Origin of the sequence: Streptomyces panaciradicis, from assembly GCF_023516615.1 — a bacterium.
In the GTDB taxonomy this organism is placed as follows: domain Bacteria; phylum Actinomycetota; class Actinomycetes; order Streptomycetales; family Streptomycetaceae; genus Streptomyces; species Streptomyces panaciradicis.
Window position 1 is genome coordinate 1 of the sequence record NZ_JAMGBF010000042.1, and the last position, 22,207, is coordinate 22,207.

General features: G+C 73.4%; 18 protein-coding genes and 1 pseudogene. 10 read left to right on the forward strand and 9 right to left on the reverse strand.

The genetic code is table 11. From position 1 onward, the window contains the following. The 3 genes and pseudogenes from M8J74_RS16395 to M8J74_RS16405 form a co-directional block, all read left to right on the forward strand. Positions 1–711 (forward strand): annotated as a pseudogene (locus M8J74_RS16395) (hypothetical protein); the annotation flags it as partial. Between the two features lie 177 nt (positions 712–888). After that, positions 889–2,124, forward strand: coding sequence for an AAA family ATPase (locus M8J74_RS16400; protein ID WP_249837111.1), 1,236 nt, complete (start codon positions 889–891; stop codon positions 2,122–2,124). Beyond that, positions 2,121–3,362 carry a vWA domain-containing protein gene (locus tag M8J74_RS16405; RefSeq protein ID WP_249837112.1) on the forward strand — a complete coding sequence of 414 codons (1,242 nt, stop codon included), beginning with the start codon at positions 2,121–2,123 and terminating at the stop codon, positions 3,360–3,362. The genes M8J74_RS16400 and M8J74_RS16405 overlap by 4 nt, the downstream gene beginning before the upstream one ends. 134 nt (positions 3,363–3,496) lie before the next feature. Here the strand turns inward: M8J74_RS16405 and M8J74_RS16410 are convergent, their stop codons facing one another. Next, on the reverse strand, positions 3,497–6,688 hold the full coding sequence (locus tag M8J74_RS16410) for an amidohydrolase family protein (RefSeq protein WP_249837113.1): 3,192 nt from the start codon (positions 6,686–6,688) through the stop codon (positions 3,497–3,499). 189 nt (positions 6,689–6,877) lie between these two features. On the opposite strand from M8J74_RS16410, the gene M8J74_RS16415 reads away from it, so the two are divergent. Further along, complete coding sequence (locus tag M8J74_RS16415) at positions 6,878–7,486, forward strand: tRNA-specific adenosine deaminase (RefSeq protein WP_249837114.1); 609 nt, start codon at positions 6,878–6,880, stop codon at positions 7,484–7,486. 7 nt (positions 7,487–7,493) lie between these two features. Here the strand turns inward: M8J74_RS16415 and M8J74_RS16420 are convergent, their stop codons facing one another. The 4 genes from M8J74_RS16420 to M8J74_RS16435 form a co-directional block, all read right to left on the reverse strand. Next, complete coding sequence (locus M8J74_RS16420) at positions 7,494–8,717, reverse strand: cysteine desulfurase-like protein (RefSeq protein ID WP_249837115.1); 1,224 nt, start codon at positions 8,715–8,717, stop codon at positions 7,494–7,496. Positions 8,718–8,786: 69 nt separating this feature from the next. Beyond that, positions 8,787–9,977, reverse strand: coding sequence for a cytochrome P450 (locus M8J74_RS16425; protein WP_249837116.1), 1,191 nt, complete (start codon positions 9,975–9,977; stop codon positions 8,787–8,789). Between the two features lie 87 nt (positions 9,978–10,064). After that, the gene (locus tag M8J74_RS16430) at positions 10,065–11,327 is read right to left on the reverse strand and encodes an MFS transporter (protein WP_249837117.1); all 1,263 of its coding nucleotides are present in this window, start codon (positions 11,325–11,327) and stop codon (positions 10,065–10,067) included. Between the two features lie 96 nt (positions 11,328–11,423). Beyond that, a complete protein-coding gene (locus M8J74_RS16435) occupies positions 11,424–11,789 on the reverse strand; it encodes an AfsR/SARP family transcriptional regulator (RefSeq protein WP_249837118.1) in 366 nt (121 codons plus the stop codon). 202 nt (positions 11,790–11,991) lie between these two features. Between M8J74_RS16435 and M8J74_RS16440 the strand changes: the two genes are divergently transcribed. The 4 genes from M8J74_RS16440 to M8J74_RS16450 all read left to right on the forward strand — a co-directional run bounded on the left by M8J74_RS16440 (position 11,992) and on the right by M8J74_RS16450 (position 15,535). After that, positions 11,992–12,780 carry an IclR family transcriptional regulator gene (locus tag M8J74_RS16440; protein WP_249837119.1) on the forward strand — a complete coding sequence of 263 codons (789 nt, stop codon included), beginning with the start codon at positions 11,992–11,994 and terminating at the stop codon, positions 12,778–12,780. Between the two features lie 171 nt (positions 12,781–12,951). After that, positions 12,952–14,154: a cytochrome P450 gene (locus tag M8J74_RS16445; protein WP_249837120.1), complete on the forward strand. Its 1,203-nt coding sequence runs from the start codon at positions 12,952–12,954 to the stop codon at positions 14,152–14,154. A gap of 6 nt (positions 14,155–14,160) precedes the next feature. Beyond that, entirely contained in the window at positions 14,161–14,247 is an 87-nt protein-coding gene (locus tag M8J74_RS45205; protein ID WP_505016704.1) for a hyalucidin A family RiPP precursor, read from the forward strand. 64 nt (positions 14,248–14,311) lie between these two features. Further along, entirely contained in the window at positions 14,312–15,535 is a 1,224-nt protein-coding gene (locus tag M8J74_RS16450) for a cytochrome P450 (RefSeq protein WP_249837121.1), read from the forward strand. An 18-nt stretch (positions 15,536–15,553) separates the two neighbouring features. On the opposite strand, the gene M8J74_RS16455 is transcribed toward M8J74_RS16450, so the two are convergent. Further along, positions 15,554–15,982: a YjbQ family protein gene (locus M8J74_RS16455; RefSeq protein ID WP_249837122.1), complete on the reverse strand. Its 429-nt coding sequence runs from the start codon at positions 15,980–15,982 to the stop codon at positions 15,554–15,556. A gap of 84 nt (positions 15,983–16,066) precedes the next feature. Between M8J74_RS16455 and M8J74_RS16460 the strand changes: the two genes are divergently transcribed. Then, entirely contained in the window at positions 16,067–17,143 is a 1,077-nt protein-coding gene (locus M8J74_RS16460) for an NAD(P)-binding domain-containing protein (protein WP_249837123.1), read from the forward strand. A 13-nt stretch (positions 17,144–17,156) separates the two neighbouring features. Here M8J74_RS16460 and mltG read toward each other — a convergent pair whose 3' ends face one another. Then, on the reverse strand, positions 17,157–18,008 hold the full coding sequence (gene mltG, locus M8J74_RS16465) for an endolytic transglycosylase MltG (RefSeq protein WP_249837124.1): 852 nt from the start codon (positions 18,006–18,008) through the stop codon (positions 17,157–17,159). Between the two features lie 43 nt (positions 18,009–18,051). After that, positions 18,052–19,854, reverse strand: coding sequence for an ABC transporter ATP-binding protein (locus M8J74_RS16470; protein ID WP_249837125.1), 1,803 nt, complete (start codon positions 19,852–19,854; stop codon positions 18,052–18,054). Positions 19,855–19,966: 112 nt separating this feature from the next. On the opposite strand from M8J74_RS16470, the gene M8J74_RS16475 reads away from it, so the two are divergent. Beyond that, complete coding sequence (locus M8J74_RS16475; RefSeq protein WP_249837126.1) at positions 19,967–20,428, forward strand: MarR family winged helix-turn-helix transcriptional regulator; 462 nt, start codon at positions 19,967–19,969, stop codon at positions 20,426–20,428. 140 nt (positions 20,429–20,568) lie between these two features. Here the strand turns inward: M8J74_RS16475 and M8J74_RS16480 are convergent, their stop codons facing one another. Continuing rightward, positions 20,569–22,161 carry a peptide-N4-asparagine amidase gene (locus tag M8J74_RS16480; protein ID WP_249837127.1) on the reverse strand — a complete coding sequence of 531 codons (1,593 nt, stop codon included), beginning with the start codon at positions 22,159–22,161 and terminating at the stop codon, positions 20,569–20,571. Between the last annotated feature and the right edge of the window lie 46 nt (positions 22,162–22,207).

Genomic DNA, 22,207 nt, shown 5'->3' on the forward strand with positions numbered 1-22,207 from the left:
GGCGCCTCGGCGACGGACGCGCCCGGTGTCGTGGCGCGGCTGGGCCGCCGCTACCGGCTGCTCATCGACCCGCTCGGGGGCGCCCCGGTGCGGCTCCGCCCGGGCGAGGGCGCCGGGTTGCCGGTGCTGCCCGACGCCGCGACCTGGGTGCCGCCCGACCTCGAACTGCTGCGCGCCGGTGCGATCGACGCCGGCCGACTGCACCCGCTGGTGGCGGCCGCGCTGGCCCCCGCTCACGTGTCGTCCGGCTTCCCGCGGGCCCCCGAGCGGGCGGACCGGCCGCACCTCGTCGACTGCCGGGGAGAAACGCACCGGATCGGTCTGGTCGACGGCGTGCTGACGGCGCTCGACCACCGGGCGGACGAGATCCGGCGCGAGGAACTGCTGGCCGCCCTGACGGGCACTCCGCTGCCCTGTCTGCAGGCGATCGACCGGGCGCACCGCCGGCCCGACTGCCTCGCCGGGGTCCGCGAACGCCTGGACCACGGCGACACCGCCGGCGCGCTGGCCGTCGTGGAAGGGCTGCTGGGGCCGGAAGCGGTGCTGCGGGACGGGCCGTTGCGGGAGGAGCTGGAGACGGCCGCCCAACGGCGCATCGCCTACGGCCTGTTCCGCGCCGGCCTGTCCGGCCCCGCCCCGGGCCGCATCCTCCCGGGCACCCCACGCCCACGCTCCCTGCGCCGCCGCCCGCGCCACAGCACCTTCCGCTGAACCGGCGACGACGCCCCTACCCGCGACGCCCCTCCGACGGCACCCCCGTCGGCCACACCACCACGCGCCCGACCCGCACCCGCTGCTTCACCGCCCACCAACCGGCCACGGACCGGCCACGAACCGGTCCGCACCCCTCCCCCTTTCCACCCCACACAACACCCAAGGTGATCACTCATGTCCGTGCCCTCTCAGCCCACCCTGTCCCCTGTCTCCACCGACGACCCCCAACTCGACGTCGCCGAAGCTCTGTTGGCTCTTCTGCGCGATGCCTCCACCGAACCCCGCCCCGACATCCAGCTGGAGGCGCTCACCCTGGCCGTGGCCGCCGATCTGCCCGTGCTGCTGTGGGGCGAACCCGGCATCGGGAAGACCGCCGCGCTGACCCAGCTGGCCGCGGCGCTGGATCTTCCGCTGACCACGGTGATCGCCAGCGTGCACGAGCCGTCCGACTTCTCCGGGCTGCCCATCGTCGGCGACGACCCCGCCGAGCAGGGCGTTCCGATGGCCCCGCCGGACTGGGCGGTGCGCCTGGTGCGGGCCGGCCGGGGGCTGCTGTTCCTGGACGAACTGTCCACCGCACCGCCGGCCGTGCAGGCCGCCCTGCTCCGGCTGGTGCTGGAGCGGCGCATCGGCGCGCTGCGGCTGCCGCCCGGCGTGCGGATCGTGGCCGCCGCCAACCCGCGCTCCTCGGCGGCCGACGGCTGGGAGCTGAGCCCGCCGCTCGCCAACCGGTTCGTGCACCTGCAGTGGACCCACGACCACGAGGTCGTCGTCCGCGGCCTCGGCGGGACCTGGCCCCGGGCCACCCTGCCCCGGCTCAACCAGCAACGGCTGCCGGACGCCGTGGACTTCGCGCGCCGGGCGGTGTGCGGGCTGCTGACCGCCCGGCCGACGCTGGTGCACCGGCTGCCCAGCAGTGAGACCCGCCGGGGCGGGCCCTGGCCCTCGCCCCGCAGCTGGGAGATGACCCTGCGTCTGATCGCCTTCGCGACCGCGGCCGGCTCCTCCCGGGACGTGCTGTCCCTGCTCGTCAGGGCAACCGTGGGCGACGGTCCGGGGCTGGAACTGCTGGCGAGCGTGGACCGGATGGACCTCCCGGACCCCGAGGAGCTGCTCGCCGACCCGGCCGGTGCCGTCCTGCCCGAACGGGGGGATCTGCGCCAGGCCGCCCTGGACGGCGTGGTGGCCGCGGTCCGTGCCCGCCCGGACAAGGCGCGCTGGGACGCGGCGTGGGAGCTGCTGGTGCGGGCGGTGCGGACCGGCGCCCCGGACCTGGTGGTCGTCCCCGCGAGCACGCTGGCGTCGCTGCGCCGGGAGGACTGGGACGTACCGGCGTCGATCGAGCAACTCGCCGGGGTCGTGTCCCTGTCCCGGCGCGCGGACGAGGCGGCCGCGAGGGTGGCGCGATGAGCGGGGCGACGCCGGCGGCCCTGGACGAGGACAAGCTCTTCACGGCCCGTCTGCAGGCCGCCCGGGCCCGCCCCTACCTGGCCACGGCGCTGTTCGCCCTGCACACCGTCGCGTCCCGGACGGTGCCGACCATGGCCGTCGACCGGCACTGGCGCTGTTACGTCTCGCCCGGGTTCGTGGACCGCACGCCCGTCGAGGAGCTGGCCGGCGTCTGGGTGCACGAGGTGTCCCACCTGCTGCGCGAGCACCACCGGCGCGGCGACCGGGTCGCGAAGGAGCGCGGGCTGACCGGCCCGGCCGAACGGCTGCGGATGAACATCGCCGCGGACTTCGAGATCAACGACGACGTGTACGGCGACGGACTGCCCCGCCCCGAGGGCGCCGTCCACCCCGACCTCCTCCACCTGCCCACCGGGCAGCTGATGGAGGACTACCTGCGCCGGTTCCGGCTCGGCCCGCACACCGAGGGCCTGGCCTGGCTGGACTGCGGCAGCGGCGCCGACGGGAGGGAACGGGAGTGGGATCTCGGCCCGGACGGCGCGCACGGGCTGAGCGAACAGGAGCGGGACGCGGTCCGCTTCCGGGTGGCACAGGGCATCAAGGGCCGCCCGGGCAACGCCCCGGAGCAGTGGCGGCGGTGGGCGGAGGAGGCGTTCCATCCGCCGCAGCCCTGGCGGGAGTTGCTCGGGGCGGCGGTGCGCTCGGCGGCGACCGCCCCGGGTGCGGGCGAGGACTACTCCTACGGCCGCCCGGCGCGGCGCTCGGCCGGACTGCCCGGCGTGGTGCTGCCCTCCCTGCGGCGCCGGCCGCCCCGCGTGTGCGTGGTCATCGACACCTCCGGCTCGGTCAGCGACGCCGAGTTGGGCAGCGCGCTGCTGGAGGTCGCCGCGATCTCCCGTGCCGTGGGCGGCCGTCGGGACCTGGTCACCGTCGTGCCGTGCGACGCGGCGGCGCGGGTCGCACATCCCCTGTGCCGCGCGGAGGGCATCCCGCTGCTCGGCGGCGGCGGTACGGACTTGCGCACCGGCTTCGCCAAGGCGCTGCGCACCCGTCCCGGCCCCGACGTCGTCGTGGTGCTGACCGACGGGCAGACGCCCTGGCCCGAGGAACGGCCCGCCTGCCGGACGGTGGTGGGTCTGTTCCCCCGGCCGGACGACTCCTGGGACGAGGAAGACCCGGAGTACGTGCCGGACACCCCGCCAGCCTGGGCCCGCGTGGTCCACATCGGGCCCGGGTGAGGCCGCCGGTCGCCCCGCGGACCTCGGGCCGGCGACCGTGCGAAACGCACGGATGCCCTGTGCAAACCGGCCGCAGCCCGGCGGTGACCGCGCTCACGTACCGCGCGACGGCCTCGTCGTCGGATGCCGCCCCGTCAGCCGCCGTACGGCCCGTGGCCGTCGCAGCAGCCGTCCCTTCTCATCAGCCGTCCCATTGCGAGCCAGTCGTCCTCGGCGGCCGCCGTCCGCCGGGCCGCGGGTTCGAACGCGGCGACCAACTCCTCAGTCGTGTACGGCACTCCGCCCCTGAGCACGGCCACGGTGTGGACGAGGGCGGCGAAGTCGGTGAACGGATCGCCGTCGACGACGGTCAGATCGGCGAGCCTGCCCTCCTCGACGGTGCCGAGGTGATCGTCCAGGCCGAAGAGACGGGCGGGCAGGACCGTGGCCGTGCGCAGGGCCTGTGCCGGGGACAGCCCGCCCCGGTGCAGGGCGCGCAGGCCGAGGTGGAGCGCGAGGCCGACGGGGACGAGCGGCTGGTCGGTGCCGAGGGCGACGAGTCCGCCGGCGGCCAGGACGCGCCGGTAGATGTCGGTCTCCGTGCGCAGGGTGGCCAGCTGGGCGGCGGTGGGCGGGACGCCCGCCGACTGCTTGACCGCCGCCGTGTCCCAGGGGGGCATCACCACGGTGACCCGCGGGTCGTCGGCGAGGGCGGGATCGGCGCCGAGGAGAGGCGCGGCGGTGAACGGGGTGGCGATCATCGAGAAGTCCACGCCCCGCTGGGTGTAGATCTCCACGACGTCCTCGTGGGCGCGGCCCGCGGCGGTGACGGCGTGTCCGAACTCGGCGCGCTGGGTGGCCTGCAGATGGGTCGTCAGGTCCTGGCCGAGCTGGACGCCGGGCGAGAGCAGGTGTCCTCCGGTGCGCACGCCGAGGCGTTCGTGGGCGAAGCGGGCCGCTTCCCGCATCACCCAACCCGGCGCCCTGACATACGTCTTGACGAAGTCCCAGTCGAGTGCGGCGCCGCGTTCCAGCGAGCGGCGCAGTCCCTCGGGGGTGCGGTGGGCGCGGCCCATGCTGTAGGCGACGCGGGCGCCGTCGAGGAGTTCGCCGGTGGCCAGCAGGCGGGGCCCGGCGAGCTGTCCGGCGGCCACCGCCTCGCGGATGCGGGCCTGTTCGTAGGCGAACCCGCCCAGGGAGACGGCGGTGGTGATGCCGTAGGTGAGCTGGCCGACGGTCTGGCGGCCGCCGTAGGTGCTCTGCCAGGGGTGGGTGTGGGTGTCCCACAGGCCGGGCAGGACGGTGCGCTCGGAGGCGTCGACGCGGCGCAGGGCGGCCCGGCGTCCGGAGCGGTGCGGTTCGACCGCCGTGATCCGTCCGCCGCTCACCACGATGTCGACGTCGTCGCGGGTCGTCTCGCCGGTGCCGTCCCACAGCCGTCCGGCGTGCACGACCAGGTCGGGCGGGGTGGGTCTGTGGGCGTCGAGGGTGACGCGGACGGTGCGCGCCGGGCCGCCGTCGGCGCCGACGAGGCGCAGCCGGCCGCCGGAGAGGTAGAGCAGGGTGGAGGAGTCCGCGGACCAGGAGGGGTGGTCGGCGGGTTCGTCGGTGAGGGTGCGCAGCGCACCGCGCGGGGTGCCGTCGGGGTCGACGGGCAGCAGGCACAGCGCGGATTCGACGACGACCGCGAGCGTGCGGCCGTCGGGTGACCAGACGGGCCCGGAGTCGTACCGGTCGGCGATCGAGGTGTGGGGGGCCACGGCGTGGCGGCGGTCGGCGCCGGTGGTGGCGTCGACGATCCGGATCAGGTTGTAGCCCTCCCGGAAGCGGGCGTTGAGCCGGTTGCGGTCGCACAGGGCGAGGTGGCGGCCGTCGGGCGACCAGCTGGGGCGGCCGGGCAGACCGCCGCCGCCGAGGGGCGCGGCCAGGACGCGTTCGGTGCCGGACGCCAGGTCGCGGACGATCAGCCTGCCGGTCATGTCGAGGCAGGCCAGCCGCTGCCCGTCGGGGGACAGCGCGGGATGCACCCGCCCGCCGGTGGCGAGCGCGGTCTCCTCGCCGGTGGCCAGGTCGTGCCGGTACACGCCGAGGAGTCCGTCCCGGTCGTCAGCGTAGACGAGCGCGTGTCCGTCGGGGGCCCAGGAGGGGCCGAGCAGATAGCGGGTGGCGTCCGCCTTGCGCAGTCGCCGGGGTGGGCGGCCACCCGAACTGTCTGCGATCCACAGCGAGTTGAGGGCGGCGAAGGCGATGTGCCGGCCGTCGGGCGAGAGGGCGGGCAGGTGGATGCCGCGCACCGGCCGGGTGCGGGCCTGTCCGAGGTCGTACTCCTTGACCCGGTAGCGGGGCCGGTGCACGGGCAGCACGCCCTCGAACGGGACGGTCCGCGGCTGGTCGGGGCTGTCCGGCCGCAGGAGGGTGAAGGCGCCGTCGAGGGTCAGCAGCAGTTCGCCCTCGGGCGTCCAGCGCGGGGGCACCGGGGCGATGTCGCCGGTGACGGGGACGGCGCGGCCGTCGACGACCAGGGTGCAGGAGGCGTTCGGGGCGGCGGTGGTCCGCAGGTGGGCCAGGCGGCCGTCGGCGGCGAGGGCCGGCGTCATGACCTGGGCGGCCTCGGTCTCGGTGTGGCGGACGGTGACGGGGCCGGTGCCGTCGGCGGGCACGGCGGCGATGGTGCGGGCCTCCACGGTCAGGCCGAGGGAGGTGGTGACGGTCTTCGCGCGGACGAACAGGATGTGGGCGCCGTCCGGTGCCCAGGTGGGGTCGAAGTCCTCCCACGGCGTGTCCTGCAGGGGTCCCTGCTGTCCGGGCAGTCCCGTGACGCGGGTGATCCGGCCGGTCGGCAGGTCGAGGACGTGGATGCGGTAGGGGCTGCCGTCGACGGGGTCGCCGCCGCGTTCGGAGGCGAAGGCGAGCCGGGTGCCGTCGGGCGACCAGGCGGGGCCGCGGTCGTCCCAGGGTCCGTCGGTGCGCCGGCGCAGCTCGGAGCCGTCGGGGCGCACGGTCCACAGGTGGAACCCGCCGTCCCGGTAGGCGCACAGGGCGATGAGCCGGCCGTCCGGGGAGTGGGTGGGACGGCCCGGTTCCAGGTCGGCGGGGGTCAGGGGGCGGGCGGTGCCGCCGGTGCGGGGCAGCGACCACAGCGTGCCCTGCACCTCGGCGACGAGGTGGTCACCGGCGGGGGCGAGGGTGGCCGCGCCGTTGGTGGCTCGGGTGAAGGTCAGGGAGGCGGCGCCGGTGCGCTGTCGTGCCGCGCCCGCCGGGGCCACGCCCACGAGGGGCAAGGCGCCTGCGGCGGCGAGGAGTTGACGGCGGGTCGGACGGAAGGTGGGGCTCCAGTCACGGTCCATGGGACCCCACACTGGTGCACCGCACGCCCCGGATTCAACAGACGGCACACGGACGGCACACGGACGGCCACCAAAAAATGAACGACCGAACTTGTTGTGAAGGGGCGATGCGGTGACCCGTTGCAGGGGGTCCGCACGATTCCAGCCGTGGGTTCCGCACGACACCGGCCGCCGCACAGAAGGCCGAACATGATCGACATCGTCAAGGAGTACCGCGTCGCGCTGCCGGCGTGGATCGACGAGGAGCTGGCCGACGTGCCGGCCGTCCTCGCGGGCCGTGAGGAGCGGATGCGGCTGGTGCACCGCCTGGCCGACCGCAACAGGCGTGCGGGCGCCGGCGGTCCGTTCGCGGCGCTCGTCGCCGAGCGGGACACCGGCCGGATCGTCTCGGTCGGCGTCAACGTCGTCCTCGCCTCCGGGGTCTCCAGCGCGCCCGCCGAGGTCCTCGCGCTCGCTCTGGCCCAGCGGGCGAAGGGCAGTTGGAACCTCGGCGGCGAGGGACTCCCGGCGCACGAGCTGGTCGTCAACTGGCGTCCCTGCGTGCAGTGTTACGGAGCCACCCTGTGGTCCGGCGTCCGGCGTCCGGTGATCGACGGCGCCGGACCGGAGCTGGAGGAGCTCACCAGGTTCGACGAGGGACCGCTGCGCACGGACTGGGCCGAGCAGTTCGAGGAGCGGGGCATCGAGGTCGTGGGGGACGTGCTGCGCGAGGAGGCCCTGACGGTGTTCCGCGCCTACCGGGAGGCCGTCGACGCCGGGGACATCGTCGTCTACAACGCACGCGGCGGCTCCAAGTAGTCCTCGGTCAGGGGGCGTCGGTCCCGGGGAGGGCCAGGAACTCGGCGAGTCCGGCCAGCAGGCGGTCGACGTCCTCGGTGTCGTTGTAGGGCGCGAGGCCGACGCGCAGGCCGCCGGCGTCGCCGAGGCCGAGCCGGCGGGAGGCCTCGACGGCGTAGAAGGAGCTCGAGGGCGCGTGGACCGCGCGTTCGGCGAGGAAGTGGTAGGCGTCGACCGTGCTGTGGTGCGCGAAGGTCAGCAGCAGGGTGGGGGTGCGGTCGGCGGCCCGGGAGTGGACGGTGACGCCCTCCAGCGCCGACAGGCCCTTGTCGAGCCGGGCGCGCAGGACCTGCTCGTGTTCCTCGAGGGCCGCGAAGGAGACGGCCAGGCGTTCGCGGCGGCTGCCCGCGGCACTGCTGTCGAGCCCGGCGAGGAAGTCGACGGCCGCCCGGGTTCCGGCGAGGAACTCGTAGGGCAGGGTGCCCAGTTCGAAGCGCTCCGGTACGGCGTCGCTGGACGGCAGCAGCTTGTCCGGGTGGAGGGTCGCGAGCAACTCCGGCCGGGCGGCGAGCACTCCGAGGTGCGGGCCGAGGAACTTGTACGGCGAGCAGACGTAGAAGTCGGCTCCGAGCAGCTCCACGTCGACCAGCGCGTGGGCGGTGTGGTGGACGCCGTCGACGTAGGTCAGCGCGCCGTGCTCGCGCGCCAGCCGGGCGATCTCGGCCACGGCGGGGCGCGTGCCGATGAGGTTGGAGGCGGCGGTGACGGCGACCAGCCGGGTGCGCTCGGAGAGTACGGCCCGGACGTGGTCGACGGTCAGCTCCCCGGTCGCCGGGTCGAAGTCGGCCCAGCGCACGGTGGCCCCGGCCAGGGCGGCGGCCTGGACCCAGGGGCGGATGTTGGCGTCGTGGTCGAGCCGGGTGACGACCACCTCGTCGCCGGGCGCCCAGGTCTTGGCGAGGGTCCGGGAGACGTCGTACGTGAGCTGGGTGGCGCTGCGGCCGAAGACGATCCCGGACGCCTCGGCGCCCAGGAGGTCGGCCATGGCCTGCCGGGCCCCGGTGACGATGGCGTCGGCGTTGCGCTCCCCCACCGTCACCTGTCCCCGGTTCGACAGGGGGTTCGCCAGGGCGTCCGCGACGGCCCGGATGACGGGTTCGGGCGTCTGGGTGCCGCCGGGGCCGTCGAAGTGGGCGGTTCCCGCGGCCAGGGCGGGGAACCGGGAGCGCAGTGCGCTGATGTCGTAGGTCACGTGGTGCTCCTGTGGGTGCCGAGGGCCGTTTCTCCGACGCCTCAGCCTGTCATGGGCATCCGGGCGTGATCACGAGGGCGTGGTGGGTTCGGGTTCGGACGGGCCGTCCCAGCGCAGGTGCAGGGCGTCCGGCTTGCGGAAGACCAGGCCGTACGGCGCGGCGGGCCGCTCGGGGTCGAGGCGGAGGCCGGGGAGCCGTTCGAGCAGGCGCTGAAGGGCGATGCGGGTCTCCAGGCGGGCGAGGTGGGCGGCGAGGCAGTGGTGCGGGCCGTGCGCGAAGGCCAGTTGGAGGCGGGCGTTGGCACGGCGGACGTCGAAGCGGTCCGGGTCGGGGAAGACGGCCGGGTCGCGGTTGGCGCCGGCCAGGGAGACGGTGACGAGGTCGCCGCGGCGGACGGTGGCCGGCCCGAGCCGTGTGTCGCGGGTGGCGTAGCGGTCGACGACGGCCGCGCCGGGTTCGAGGCGCAGGGACTCCTCGATCGCGCCGTCGAGCAGCCCGGGGTCGGCTCGCACGAGGGCGAGCTGGTCGGGGTGGCTCAGCAGGTGCAGCAGCGCGTTGACGATCATCGCCTCGGTGGTCTCGATGCCGCCGAACATCAGCACGGCCGCGTTGGACGCCACCTCGGCGGGTGCCAGCCGGTCGGCGGCGGAGAGGAGCAGCGAGGAGGTGCGCCGGTCCGCGACGGTGGCCTCCACGGCGTCCTTCAGGCGTGCGTAGGCGGCGGCGCCGTCGGGTCCGGCCGCCACGCCGGCGGTGAGGTCCGAGACCGAGCGCACGATGGCCTCGTACCAGGAGAGCACGGTGTCCGTGGTGGTGCCTGCCAGGCCGAGGGCTTCGGTGACGACGGCGACCGCGAGGGGGCCCGCGAAGGCGCGGCGCAGCTCGGCGGTGCCGGACGACTCGAACCCGGCGATCAGACGGTCGGTCTCCCGCTCGATGAAGGAGGCGAACCCCTCCCGGACCGCGCGGGGCCGGAAGGGCGCGGCGAAGGGGTCGCGGTGGCGGGTGTGTTCGGGGCCGTCCAGGGACAGCATGCTCGGCCCGACGACCTGGGCGGTGGTGAAGCGGGGGTCGTCGACGGTGAAGGCGGCCGCGTCGCGCATCACGTCGAGCGCCAGGTCGCGGCGGGTCACCAGCCAGCCGTTCAGCTCCGGCAGCCACGACACCGGCTCGTGCGCGCGCAGGAGGGCCAGGCGCGGGTGCGGATCGCGGGCGAGTTCGGCGAGCGTGGTCGAGGCGCCGAGGGGGAATCCGATCACACCCAAGGCTAAACGCGTCACGGCGGGCCCGGCGCCGTCGGGTGCTCTGCGCACTCGGTTGCCAGCTGGTGCCGGACGGTGCCGTCTCTACGCGTTGTCGGCCGCCGGGGTGGTCGCCGCCCGGGTGCCGGTGGTGCCGAACCGGATGCCCTTGGCCTCCTTGCCGACGGCGCTGAGCACGATCACGGCGGTGAGGGCGGGCACCACGGTCCAGGTCATCGCCGCCGGATAGCCGTGCCGCTCGGCGACGGCCTCCTGGATGGGCAGGTTGAGGGCGGCGATCAGGTTGCCGAGCTGGTAGGTGACGCCCGGATAGAAGCCGCGGACGGCGTCCGGGCTCATCTCGGTCAGATGCGCGGGGATGACGCCCCAGGCCCCCTGCACGCACACCTGCATCAGGAAGGAGGAGAGCATCAGCCAGCCCGCGGTGGTGGACAGCACGAAGAAGGGCACCACGACCAGGCCCGCGGCGGCCGCGACCATGATCGTACGGCGGCGGCCCAGCCGCTCGGAGTAGGCCCCGAGCAGGGATCCCCCGATCATGGCGCCGATGTTGTAGACCACGGCGATGGCGATCGCGGTGTCCGGCGACAGGCCCAGGCCCTTCTTCACGAAGGTCGGGTAGACGTCCTGGGTGCCGTGCGACATCCAGTTGAAGGCGGTCATCAGCGCCACCAGGTACACGAAGCGCCGCAGCACCGCCGGGTTCCGGAACACCTGGTGAGCGGGGGTGCGGTTGAGCGCCACGCTCTTCTCCCACACCTCGCTCTCCTCGACCCGCGTGCGCACCCACAGGGCGACGAGGGCGGGCACCAGGCTGAAGGCGAACAACCCGCGCCAGCCGAAGGCGGGTTCGATGCCGAGGAACGCGACGGCGGCGAGCAGGTATCCCAGCGAGTAGCCGCTCTGCAGCAGCCCCGACCAGAAGCCGCGGCGCTCGGCGGGGATCTTCTCCATGGCCAGCGCCGCGCCGAGGCCCCACTCGCCGCCCATCCCGATGCCGTACAGCAGCCGCAGCACCAGCAGCACGGTGTAGTTGGGGGCGAAGGCGCAGGCGAAGCCGACCAGCGAGTAGAAGACGACGTCGGCCATGAGCGGCACGCGCCGGCCCTTGCGGTCGGCCCACATGCCGAAGATCAGGGCACCGACCGGCCGCATCACCAGGGTGACGGTGGTGAGGAAGGCCATGTCGGTGAGCGAGACACCGAAGTCGTCGGCGATCTCGCTGTAGACGAGTACGACGAGGAAGTAGTCGAAGGCGTCCATCGCCCACCCCAGATAGGCGGCGACGAAGGCGTTGCGCTGGTCCTTGGTGAGTCCCGATGCCTGTTCCCGTACGGTCTTCAGCATGCCAGCCCTCCCGTGGTTCCGCGGGTGAGGCTAGGTGGGGCCGGCCAGGGGGACAACGCGGTTCGCGGCAAAGATCACACAAAGGGGTGACGGCGTTCAGGACTTCGCCGGGGCCCCGGCCAGGGCCGCGAGGCGGTGGAAGCGGTGCAGGTCGACCCGGTCGGGGTCGAGGTCGAGTTGGTAACCGCCGGCTCTGCGCAGCACCGGTGATCGTCCCTCGCCGGCCTCGTCCAGGCGCTCGGCGAGGCGCCGGATGCGGGCGATGTGCGCGTACAGGGCGCGGCGCGCGCCGTCCAGGGGCTCGGTGCCCCACACCCGGTCGATGAGCACCTCGACCGGCACGGACCGGCCGGCGTCCACCGCCAACGCGGCGAGGACGGCACGGCGTTGGGGCGGTCCCAGGTCCACCGGCGCCTCGCGCACCAGCACGTCCACGGGTCCCGACAGACACAGGCGCAGCACCGCACCCACTCCCCGTTCACATCGCATCCACGGCCCTCTCACGTCCGTACGCAGGGCGACAAGCTTTCGGCAAAGTCTCGGCCCACCCGCTCACCCCACCCTCGTTCGAGCGACGCCGCTCCGGACGACGGCGCGGCGCACGCGCGACCACGCACCACACCGGCACCACACGGGGCTCACACGTGAACACGGGGGTAGACACGTGCATCGATCGACCACGGCCACCGCGACCGCCGCGACACCTCCTCGGACCGGGCCGCCCGCCCCGGCACCCTCGCCCGACCTGGCCGGACCGCTGTCCGCGACGGCCGGACGCGGTGTGCTGGAGGGCGCCTTCGCCCTGCTCGACGCCCTGCATCACCGGGAGGACGCGGGCGTGACCACCCTGGCCTCGGCGTGCGGTCTGCCCAAGACGACCGCGTACCGGCTGCTCGACCAACTCGTGGAGCTGGGGGCTGTCGAACGCCGTGCCGGCCGCTACCGCATCGGACCCGGCATGTTCCGTCTGGGCCAGGACTGGCAGCCGCACCCGGGCTTGCGCGCCGCAGCGCAGCGGCCGTTGCGCCGGCTGGCCGCCGCCACCGGCACGACCGCCACCCTGGCCGTGCTGTACGAGGGGCAGACGCTGATCCTCGACCGGACCACCACCGACCTGTCCCGGCCGGTCCCGGACGACCGGCGGATCTGGCCCTGGTCCACGGCGACCGGCAAGGTCCTCGCCGCCTGGGCGGAGCCCGGACTGCCGCTCGGTCCGCTGCCCCGGACCTGGCCGGACGAAGCCGCCCGCATCCGGGACTCCGGCGTCGCCTACGACCGCGAGGAGGTCCTGGAGGGCGTGTGCTGCGCCGCCGCACCGGTGTTCGCGGCCGGCGGCGTACCGGTGGCGGCCCTGGGCGTCCTGACCGGTCCGGACCACCGCCTGGAACGCCTCGCGGAGACGGCCCGCCGGGCGGCGTCGGCGGTCACGGCGGCCCTCGGACGCCGGCGCTGAGCGGAACGGGCGGGCAGGGGCGGGGGCACGGGCGCAGCGTCCCGCCGTTCCGCTCAGCGGCACAGCGGGCGACAGGCCGGCATCGGCCCAGCAGGCTGTCCCCGTCACACCGAAGGCCGAGCGCCTGCACGGGACGACCGCGATCCGAACCACGACCTACGGGGGACCACGATGAAGTCTTCGCCGACCCACGCGGTGCGCGGTGCGGGGCGTCCGCTCGACCGCCGCACCGACCCGCTGGCCCGCATCAGGGCCGAGTTCGACAGCGTGAACGGCCTGAACGGCGTGAACGGCGTGTGGCGCTCGGCCGGCGGCGAGGTGTGCGTGGTCGATCCCGAGGCGGTCCGGGCGGTGATGGGCAATCGGCACGGCACCGTGGCGGAGACCTCCGACTTCTTCCACCACCGGCACGGCGTCTTCGGTCCGCGTTCCGCGCAGGTCGAAATCGGACGCGCGGCACGCGACCTGATACGCAATCACCTCAGCGCCCACCGGCACGAGTTGGACCGTCTGATCGCCGAGCGGCTCGCCCCGCACAGCGAATGGCCGGACGCCGGAAACCTGCTGGTCCTGTCGCACCTGCGCGAGGTGCTGCTGCACCGGGACGCGCCGGCCGACCTGCGCACGACGGTGGAGGCGATCGTCGCCCGCGCGGTACTGGCGGGCGCGCGCCGGCGCCACCCGGCCCCGTCCCGGCTGCTGTTCCGCCGCCGCGCCCTGCGAGCCCTGCGCCGGGAAGTACAGGTCCGGCAGGACCGGCTCGACGGCCCCTGCGCACCGCGCGACCTCATCGACGTGGTGGTCGGCGGGGGCGGCCCGGCGGCCGATCCGCGGGAACTCGTCGAGATCTACCTGTCGTTCCTGTTCGCCGTGGTCGGGTCGGTCGGGTTCGCGCTGGGCTGGTCCGTCCTCCTGATGGGCACCCATCCGGACCGCGTCGCGGCGGACCCGAGCTGGACGGTGCGCGAGGCGCTGCGGCTGTGGCCGGTGGCGTGGCTGTTCGCCCGCACGCCGAGCCGGGTGCAGGAGCTGGGCGGGACGCGGGTGACACCCCGGGACCGGCTCGTGGTGTGCAGCTACCTGGTGCACCGGCATCCCGGGCACTGGGACCGGCCCGACGAGTTCGTCCCGCAGCGCTGGGCGACGGCGGTGCCCGACGCCGCGTACCTGCCGTTCGGGCACGGTCCGCACACCTGCGCGGGCGCGACCGTGACCGTACGGCTGCTGGAGGACCTCGTGGGCCTGCTCTCCCGTGACTGGCGTCTGTCGGTCACCCCTCATGACGGCGCCGCCCCTCAGGTGGGTCCGGCGCTGGCTCCGCCGCGGTTCACCGCGACGCTGAGCCGTCCCGACGGCTGCCCCGGAAGGAGGTGAACCCGCATGCGCGCGCTGTACTCCAAGACCAAGTCGGTCCTCAACGTCCGCAAGGTCTACTCGCACTTCTGGTACCTGTACCACCACATCTGACCGGCCCTGCGCGGGGAGGCGCCCCAGGGTCGGCTCCCCGCGCCCCACGAGGGGAACGCTCACGATGACCACCCCGCAGCACCCCGAGGACTTCCTGCACTCCATCAGGCGCCGCAGCGCCCGGGAGGACGGGATCTTCTGGGTCGACGACCAGCGGCTCGGCGTGTTCGAGCCGGAGGCGGCGCGCCGGGTCAGCGCCACGAACTGGCACCGGTACGTCATGCACGACCGCCTGGTCGACCTGGTGCGCCGGCGGCGCAGCCCCGAGATCCTGTGGAGCCGGGTCCGCTCGACCTGGATGACCCGCCTGCACGCCCTCGCGACGGCCGAGCACCAGGGCCGGCTGGTCGAGCGCATGGAAGAGGTCATGGACGAGCGGCTCGGGGAGGACGTGGACCTGACCATGCTGATGCAGGACGTGACCCTGCGCTCGCTGCTGCCTCTCGCGCTCGACGGTCTCACCTGCGCCGAGGAGGAACTGGTCCGCCGGGACCTGGAGATGAAGCTGTCGCGGCTGGTCTCGCCCGAGCCCGGCGGTCCCTTGCACCATCTGCGGCACATCGTGGTGCAGATCCGTGCGGGCCTGGTGGTGCGGCGGGTCCTGCGCCAGCGCGCCGACGGCCGGCGCGACCGCGAGCCGGATCTCGCCGACCCCTTCGTGGACCTGCTGCCGGAACTCGGAATGGACCGCGCGCTGGACGTGGTGACCACCGTCCTGACCGCGATCGGCGGCCCGCCCGGCACCGCGGCGGCGAGCCTGGTGTACGAGTTCGTACGGCACCCCGAGTGGCAGCGCCGGCTCGCGGACGAACTGTGCGCCGTCGATCCGGTGGAGTTCCACGCGGCGCCCACCAGGGTGGCTCCGGTGACCCACCGGTTCGTGAAGGAGGTGCTGCGGCTGTGGAGCCCGCCGTTGCTGCTGGTGCGGCGCTCCACGTACGCGTTCGACCTGGGCGGGGCCCGGCTGGAGCCGGGGCAGTGGTACCTGCTGAGCCCGCACCTCATCCACCGCGACGAACGGGTCTGGAAGCAGCCCGACGTCTTCGATCCGGACCGCTTCCTGCCCGGCGCCCCGCACGGACCGGCGGACCGCACGAGTTACGTGCCGTTCGGCTGGGCGCCGAAGAAGTGCGTGGGCGCCAACGTCGGCACGTTCCAGCTGATGGCCCTGTGTCATCTGCTGTGCACGCGCTACCGTCTGACGGCCCGCAGGCCGGACGAGATCACGATGGCGCTGCGGTTCGCCCCGGTGCCGGAGAACTTCCGCGGCCAGCTTACCCTCCGGTGACGGCGCCGCCCGCGTCCGTCAGGAACCCGCGAGGAAGGTGAGGCGCACCTTCCGGTCGGCGTTGTCCCTGTTGGTGTCCACCAGGCACACCGACTGCCAGGTCCCCAACTCCAGCCCGCCGTCGACCACGGGCAGCGTCGCGTGGGGCGGTACGAAGGCGGGCAGGACGTGGTCGCGGCCGTGGCCGGGGCTGCCGTGCCGGTGCTGCCAGCGGTCGTCGGCCGGGAGGATGGTGTGCAGGGCGGCGAGCAGGTCGTCGTCGCTGCCGGCGCCCGTCTCGATGATCGCGATGCCGGCGGTCGCGTGGGGCACGAAGAGGTTCAGCAGGCCGTCGCGGCCGGGGGCCACCTCGCGCAGGAAGGCCTCGCAGTCTCGGGTCAGGTCGACCACCCTCTCCGTGGAGCCGGTGGTGATGTTCAGGACTCGGGTGGTGAAGGCATCTGACATGCCCCCATCCTGGCCCATGCACAGCCCCGCGCGCCCGAGTGCGGTCGGGGGAAGATCCGTGCCGCCCCCTCGGTTAGTAGAAATGTGAACAACATGCGCGAGGTCGAGGTCGTCGTCACCGGCGCCGGTCAGGCCGGTCTGTCCAGCGCCTACCACCTGCGCCGCACCGGCTTCGTGCCGGAGCGGGACTTCGTCGTCCTCGACCACTCCCCCGGGCCGGGCGGGGCCTGGCAGTTCCGCTGGCCGTCGCTGACCTACGGCAAGGTCCACGGGATGCACTCGCTGCCCGGCATGGAGCTGACGGACGCCGATCCGGCGCGGCCGTCCGCCGAGGTGATCTCCGCGTACTTCGCGGCCTACGAGCGCCGCTTCGACCTGCCGGTGCACCGGCCCGTCGACGTGCGGGCCGTGCGCGAGGGGGACGGCGGCCGGCTGCTCGTCGAGACCTCGGACGGCACCTGGTCCACCCGGGCGCTGATCAACGCCACCGGCACCTGGGACCGGCCGTTCTGGCCGCGCTATCCCGGCCAGGAGACCTTCCTGGGGCGGCAGTTGCACACCGCGCAGTACCCCGGCCCCGAGTGGTTCGCGGGCCGGCGGGTCATCGTGGTGGGCGGCGGGGCCTCGGGCACCCAGCATCTGTTGGAGATCGCCGGTCACGCGGCCGCCACCACCTGGGTCACCCGGCGCCCGCCCGTCTTCCGGGAGGGCCCGTTCACCGAGGAGGTGGGCCGCACGGCCGTCGCCCTCGTGGAGGAACGGGTGCGCCAGGGGCTGCCGCCCCGCAGCGTCGTCTCGGTGACCGGACTGCCCCTCAACGACGCGATCCGGCAGGGCATCGCGGACGGGGTCCTCGACCGCCGGCCCATGTTCGACCGGATCACGCCGGACGGCGTGACCTGGGCCGACGGACGGCACGTCGAGGCGGACGTCATTGTGTGGGCCACCGGCTTCCGGGCGGCCGTCGACCATCTGGCGCCGCTGCGGCTGCGCGAGCCCGGCGGCGGGATCCGCGTCGACGGCACACGCGCGGTGGCCGACCCCCGGATCCATCTCGTCGGCTACGGCCCGTCGGCCAGCACCATCGGCGCCAACCGGGCCGGCCGCGCCGCCGTACGGGACATCAGGCGGCTGCTGTCGAACGAGCCGATGGCCGCCTGACCCGCCGCCGACATCACCTGGCCGGGCTCGCGCTCTTCTTCTGCAGGGCGTTGAACTCGGCCACGTTGCGCTGATGCTGGGCGAAGTCGGCGGTGAAGCGGGTGTCGCCGGGCTTGACCGTCACGAAGTACAGCCAGTCCCCCGGTGCCGGGTTGATCGCGGCGCGCATCGCGTCCTCGCCCGGGTTGTCGATGGGCGTGGGCGGCAGCCCCATGCGCTGGTAGGAGTTGTACGGGCTGTCGATCCGTGTGTCGCCGGCGTTCGTCCGAAGCGTGGAGCGGTTCAGCGCGTAGTTGATGGTGGAGTCCATCTGCAGCGGCATCCCGCGCTCCAGCCGGTTGAAGATGACCCGCGCCACCTTGGCCATGTCCGCCTTGGAGGCGGCCTCGGCCTGCACGATGCTGGCGATGGTGACCGCCTGGTAGACGTTCATCGCGTTGCGCTGCGCACCGGCCGCGACCGGGGCGCCGTTGAACTTCTTGTCGGCGGTGTCGACCATGAACGACAGCAGGGCCTCCGGCGTCGCCTTCTTCCCGCTCACCTGCAGCGGGTACGTCGCCGGGAAGAGGTAGCCCTCCGGGTTGCCCTCGGCGTCGTTCGGGAGCTTCAGCCTGGCCTTCGCCAGGGAGTTCCTCGTACTGCCGGGAGGCAGGGCGAGTGCCTTGTCCACGGCGTCGTAGACCTGCCCCGCGCGCCAGCCCTCCGGGATCACCAAGGATGTCGGCTTGGTGTCCTTCTCGTTCTCCGGGGTCAGCAGCGGCACCGCCACGGCGGTGCCGGCCACGACGGCTCCGGTCGCGATGAGGGCGAGCCGGCCCCTGCGCGTCAGTCGAATCGTTCTCCGTGGCGGAGTGTTCAGGTACATGCGGGCACGGTAACCCGCGTACCGTCACAAACCCGGCATATCTTCAGCTTGTCGGTTCCAGTTGGGCATCCCGGCGTACGAGCGCCGCGTAGCGGCCGTCGAGGTCGAGCAGCTGCTCGTGCGTGCCCCGCTCGGCCACCCGCCCGGAGTCGAGGACCACGATCTGGTCGGCGGCGCGGACGGTGGACAGGCGGTGGGCGATGGTGAGCGTGGTGCGGTTGGCGGACAGGGCGTCGATCGCCTCCTGGACGGCCGCCTCGGTGCGCGTGTCCAGGGCGCTGGTCGCCTCGTCGAGGATGAGGACCGGCGGATCGCGCAGGATGGTCCGGGCGATGGCCAGGCGCTGCTTCTCACCACCGGAGAAACGGTGGCCGCGCTCGCCGACGACCGTGTCATAGCCGTCGGGCAGGGCCGCGATGTGCTCGTGGATCTGGGCCGCCTTGGCCGCCGCGTGCAGCTCCTCGTCGGTGGCGTCGGGTTTGGCGAAGCGCAGGTTGTCCGCGACGGAGGCGTGGAAGAGGTACGTCTCCTGGGAGACGACGCCGACCGCGCGGGCCAGGGTGTCGAAGTCGAGGTCGCGGACGTCCACGCCGTCCAGGGTGACCCGGCCGCCGGTGACGTCGTACAGGCGCGGGACGAGATAGCCGAGCGTCGACTTCCCCGCGCCGGTCGGGCCGACGACCGCGAGGCTGCTGCCGGCGGGGACGGTGACGTCGATGCCGTCGAGGATGGGGGCGCCCTTGTCGTCGTAGCGGAACTCGACGTCCTCGAAGCGGACCTCGCCCTTGATCCGGTCGAGGTGGACCGGCTCGTCGCGCTCGGTGATGTCGATGGGCAGGTCCAGGTACTCGAAGATGCGCTGGAAGAGCGCGAGCGAGCTCTGGATCTGCACGCCGGTCGACAGAAGGCTCACGGACGGCCGGAACAGGCCCTGCTGGAGCGAGACGAAGGCGACGATCGTGCCGATGGAGATGTCGGGGCCGCCCGACTGGAGCGCGATGCCCGCGGTCCAGTAGATGACGGCCGGCATGGCGGCCATGACGATCGTGATGACGGCCATACGCCAGCGCCCGGCCATGTTCGAGCGCACTTCGAGGTCGACCAGACCCTCGGACTCCTCGGCGAAGGACCGCGTCAGCGAGTCGGAGCGGCCCATGGTGCGGCCGAGCAGGATGCCGCTGACGGACAGCGACTCGGTGACCGTGGCGGCCATCGCGGCCATCTGCTTCTGGCGCTGCGTGGTGATCTTCTTGCGTTCGTTGCCGACGCGGCGGCTGATCCAGACGAAAACCGGGAGCAGCAGCAGGGAGACGAGGGTCAGACGCCAGTCGAGGGCGATCATCGCGACGATCGTGGCGACCACGCTGGTGACGTTGGAGACCAGGGAGGTGGCGGTCGAGGTGACGGTCGCCTGCATGCCGCCGATGTCGTTGGCGATGCGGGACTGCACCTCACCGGTGCGCGTACGGGTGAAGAAGGCCAGCGACATGCGCTGCAGGCGGCCGTAGACCGAGGTGCGCAGGTCGTGCATGACGCGCTGGCCGACGGTCGTGGAGATCAGGGTCTGCAGCACGCCGAAGACGCTGGTCAGCACGGCGCTGACGATCATGCCGAGCGCGAGCAGGCTGAGCAGGCCGGTGCGGCCCTGCGGGATGGCGACGTCGAGGGTCGCCTTCAGCAGGAAGGGCGTGGCCACGGAGACGAGGGACGAGGCGCCGACCAGGAGGCCGACGATCGCGAGGCGTCCGCGGTAGGGGCGGAAGAGGTTCAGGATGCGGCGCACCTGCCGGGGTTGCTCCTTGGCGTCGGCCGGCGGTGTCCAGCGGGGTTCTCGATCGGGATGCATGGGCTCCTGCGTGAGGTGAGGGAACGGTTGAACGGTGAGGATGAAGACTGACGGAGCTTAGCTCATTGTTACCTATACTCACAATGAACTGCATCCTGATATTGTTCCCTCCATGACCACCCCCGATCCCGACGGCCCGCTCGCCGAGCAGCTGCTGCGCTTCACCCGCCGGGTCCACCGCATCCAGAAGCGGCACATCGAACAGTGCGGCATGGGGGTCACCCCGGCCCAGTCCCGGCTGCTGCGCACCCTGGCGCACTACAGCGCACCCCCGCGCATGGCGGATCTCGCCGAGCGCCTGGAGGTCGTTCCGCGGGCGGTGACCTCCCTGGTCGACGGCCTGGAGGCGGGCGGCAAGGTGCGCCGGGTACCGGACCCGACGAATCGCCGGGTCATTCGGATCGAGCTCACGGACGACGGCCGCAAGGCGCTGCGCGAACTGCGGGGCGCGCGGAGGGCGGCCGCGCAGGAGATCCTCGCGCCGCTGACCGAGGAGCAGCGCGAGGTCCTGGGCGGACTGCTGGACACGCTGGTGGACGGGGTGCCGCCAGAGGGGGGCGGGCACTGCGGGTAGCGGGCGGCCGCGGGTGCGTGGGGGTCGCTCGCGCAGTTCCCCGCGCCCCTGAAGGTGGGACCAGTGCACGCCCCTGAAAGGGGCGCGGGGAACTGCGCGACAAGCCACGAACCACCCGCAGCCGACATGCGACCCAGACCTCAGCAGCCGCTCCGGTCCTCCGTCAGCACCCCCTGGACGGCCGTGAGAGTCCGGTCGTAGCAGCCGCCGGAGCCGTACAGCCGGTACCGCTCGCTCGTCGTGCCGACCGCATGGCGCTGGTCGCGCGGCACGTTCAGCGTCCAGGAGGCATCGCCGGAGACGGTGTCGTCGAGCCGCGACCGGACGGCCCGCCGGCCGCCGGCCGACTCCGCGACCACGGCCCGGTCACCGAGCGAGAGCACCGTCCGCAGCCGGTCGTCCGTGCCGATCGTGATCGAGCCGTCCATCGTGTACGTCCGGTGCGTGGCCGTCGTACGGGCCGGGCCGCGGCCGTCGACGGTGACCGACTCCTCGTCCGTCCACGTGGCGTCGAGGGTGTCCGTGTTCTCGCCGTCGGTCCACACGTGCTTCGAGGTGTTCGCGAGCGAGCGGTTCACGGTGGTGGTGACCCGGCCGTGCGAGGTGTCCACGTACCCGGACACGGTCAGCCGGTGGCCGGCGTCGGTGTCCACCCGCTCCGGCGAACCGGCCGTGTAGGTGGAGGAGTTGGCGAGGTCGCCGGCCTTGTTCACGGTGAGCTTCCCGGTCACCCGGTCGCTCTTCGCGTCCTGCCACACGAGCACGTCGACGGGCGCGCTCCACCCGCTCTGCCCCTCGGGCACGCCCACGACCGAGACGTCGACGCGATGCGGCCGGCCGTCGTTCAGCAGCCCGGCGAAGGGGGTGAGGTCGTACTCGATCGGCTTGACGTCGAAGGCGCGCGGGCCCGGAACGACGTACCAGAGGAAGGGATTCGACCAGCCGCCGGTCCACACGTGCGGGAACGGCGCGGCGATTCCGGCCAGTTGCCCGTCCACCTTGATCTGCACCTCACGGTAGGGCCCGCCGTCCGCCTGGCAGGAGTACGGCGCCTTGTCCGACACCGCCAGATACCAGAACTCCTCGCAGCCGCCGCCCGATCCGGTGGCGTACACCTCGGCGACGATGCGTTCGCTGTTGCGCGGGGTGGTGAGGGTGTCGCCCTCCCCGAGGGTGAGGACGCGGTCGGGGGCGGCGGCCGGTCTCCCGGCGTAGAAGGTGAGCGTCACCTTGACGTCGATCACGCCCGTGTAGGTGTCGTCGACGACGTTCCCGATGAGCATCTCGACGTCCTGCTCGTGGCGGAAGGTGTCGCTGTAGCGCGTGACGTCCTTCTCGACGGACCACGCGATGCCGTCGGGCGAGGGCTCCGGCGTGGAGGTGCGCAGGATCTCGACGCCGCCGACGTGCAGATAGCCGAGCCGGTCGTACTGCCGGCCCTTGACCTTGCCGTCGAGCCGCAGCACCACCTTGCTCCAGCGGTCGCCGCAGCCCTTCGGCGGGGCATATGCGCCGCGGTAGGGGGTGAAGTCCCGGAACTGCGCCTCCGCCAGGGTGACTTGGCAGGACCTGCCGGACGGCTTCTCGATCGGCGGCGCCGCGGTCACCGGGTCGTGCCAGTCGGTGCCGAACTCTGCGGGCACGTCGGCGGACTGCGCCGGGGCGGCCCCGAGGAGGGTGCTCGCCAGGAGGGTCGCTCCGGCAAGCATGGACATGACGATCCGTCTCTTCATGGCCGGTGTTCTACGGCGAGTCGGCACCCTGTGGCAATGACGCCTC

What these genes read in the sequence shown, in the direction of transcription:
- M8J74_RS16400 (WP_249837111.1), top strand. Translation starts at nt 889, where the DNA reads ATGTCCGTGCCCTCTCAGCCCACCCTGTCCCCTGTCTCCACCGACGAC.
- M8J74_RS16405 (WP_249837112.1), top strand. Translation starts at nt 2,121, where the DNA reads ATGAGCGGGGCGACGCCGGCGGCCCTGGACGAGGACAAGCTCTTCACG.
- M8J74_RS16410 (WP_249837113.1), bottom strand. Translation starts at nt 6,688, where the DNA reads ATGGACCGTGACTGGAGCCCCACCTTCCGTCCGACCCGCCGTCAACTC.
- M8J74_RS16415 (WP_249837114.1), top strand. Translation starts at nt 6,878, where the DNA reads ATGATCGACATCGTCAAGGAGTACCGCGTCGCGCTGCCGGCGTGGATC.
- M8J74_RS16430 (WP_249837117.1), bottom strand. Translation starts at nt 11,327, where the DNA reads ATGCTGAAGACCGTACGGGAACAGGCATCGGGACTCACCAAGGACCAG.
- M8J74_RS16445 (WP_249837120.1), top strand. Translation starts at nt 12,952, where the DNA reads ATGAAGTCTTCGCCGACCCACGCGGTGCGCGGTGCGGGGCGTCCGCTC.
- M8J74_RS45205 (WP_505016704.1), top strand. Translation starts at nt 14,161, where the DNA reads ATGCGCGCGCTGTACTCCAAGACCAAGTCGGTCCTCAACGTCCGCAAG.
- M8J74_RS16450 (WP_249837121.1), top strand. Translation starts at nt 14,312, where the DNA reads ATGACCACCCCGCAGCACCCCGAGGACTTCCTGCACTCCATCAGGCGC.
- M8J74_RS16455 (WP_249837122.1), bottom strand. Translation starts at nt 15,982, where the DNA reads ATGTCAGATGCCTTCACCACCCGAGTCCTGAACATCACCACCGGCTCC.
- mltG (WP_249837124.1), bottom strand. Translation starts at nt 18,008, where the DNA reads ATGTACCTGAACACTCCGCCACGGAGAACGATTCGACTGACGCGCAGG.
- M8J74_RS16470 (WP_249837125.1), bottom strand. Translation starts at nt 19,854, where the DNA reads ATGCATCCCGATCGAGAACCCCGCTGGACACCGCCGGCCGACGCCAAG.
- M8J74_RS16475 (WP_249837126.1), top strand. Translation starts at nt 19,967, where the DNA reads ATGACCACCCCCGATCCCGACGGCCCGCTCGCCGAGCAGCTGCTGCGC.
- M8J74_RS16480 (WP_249837127.1), bottom strand. Translation starts at nt 22,161, where the DNA reads ATGAAGAGACGGATCGTCATGTCCATGCTTGCCGGAGCGACCCTCCTG.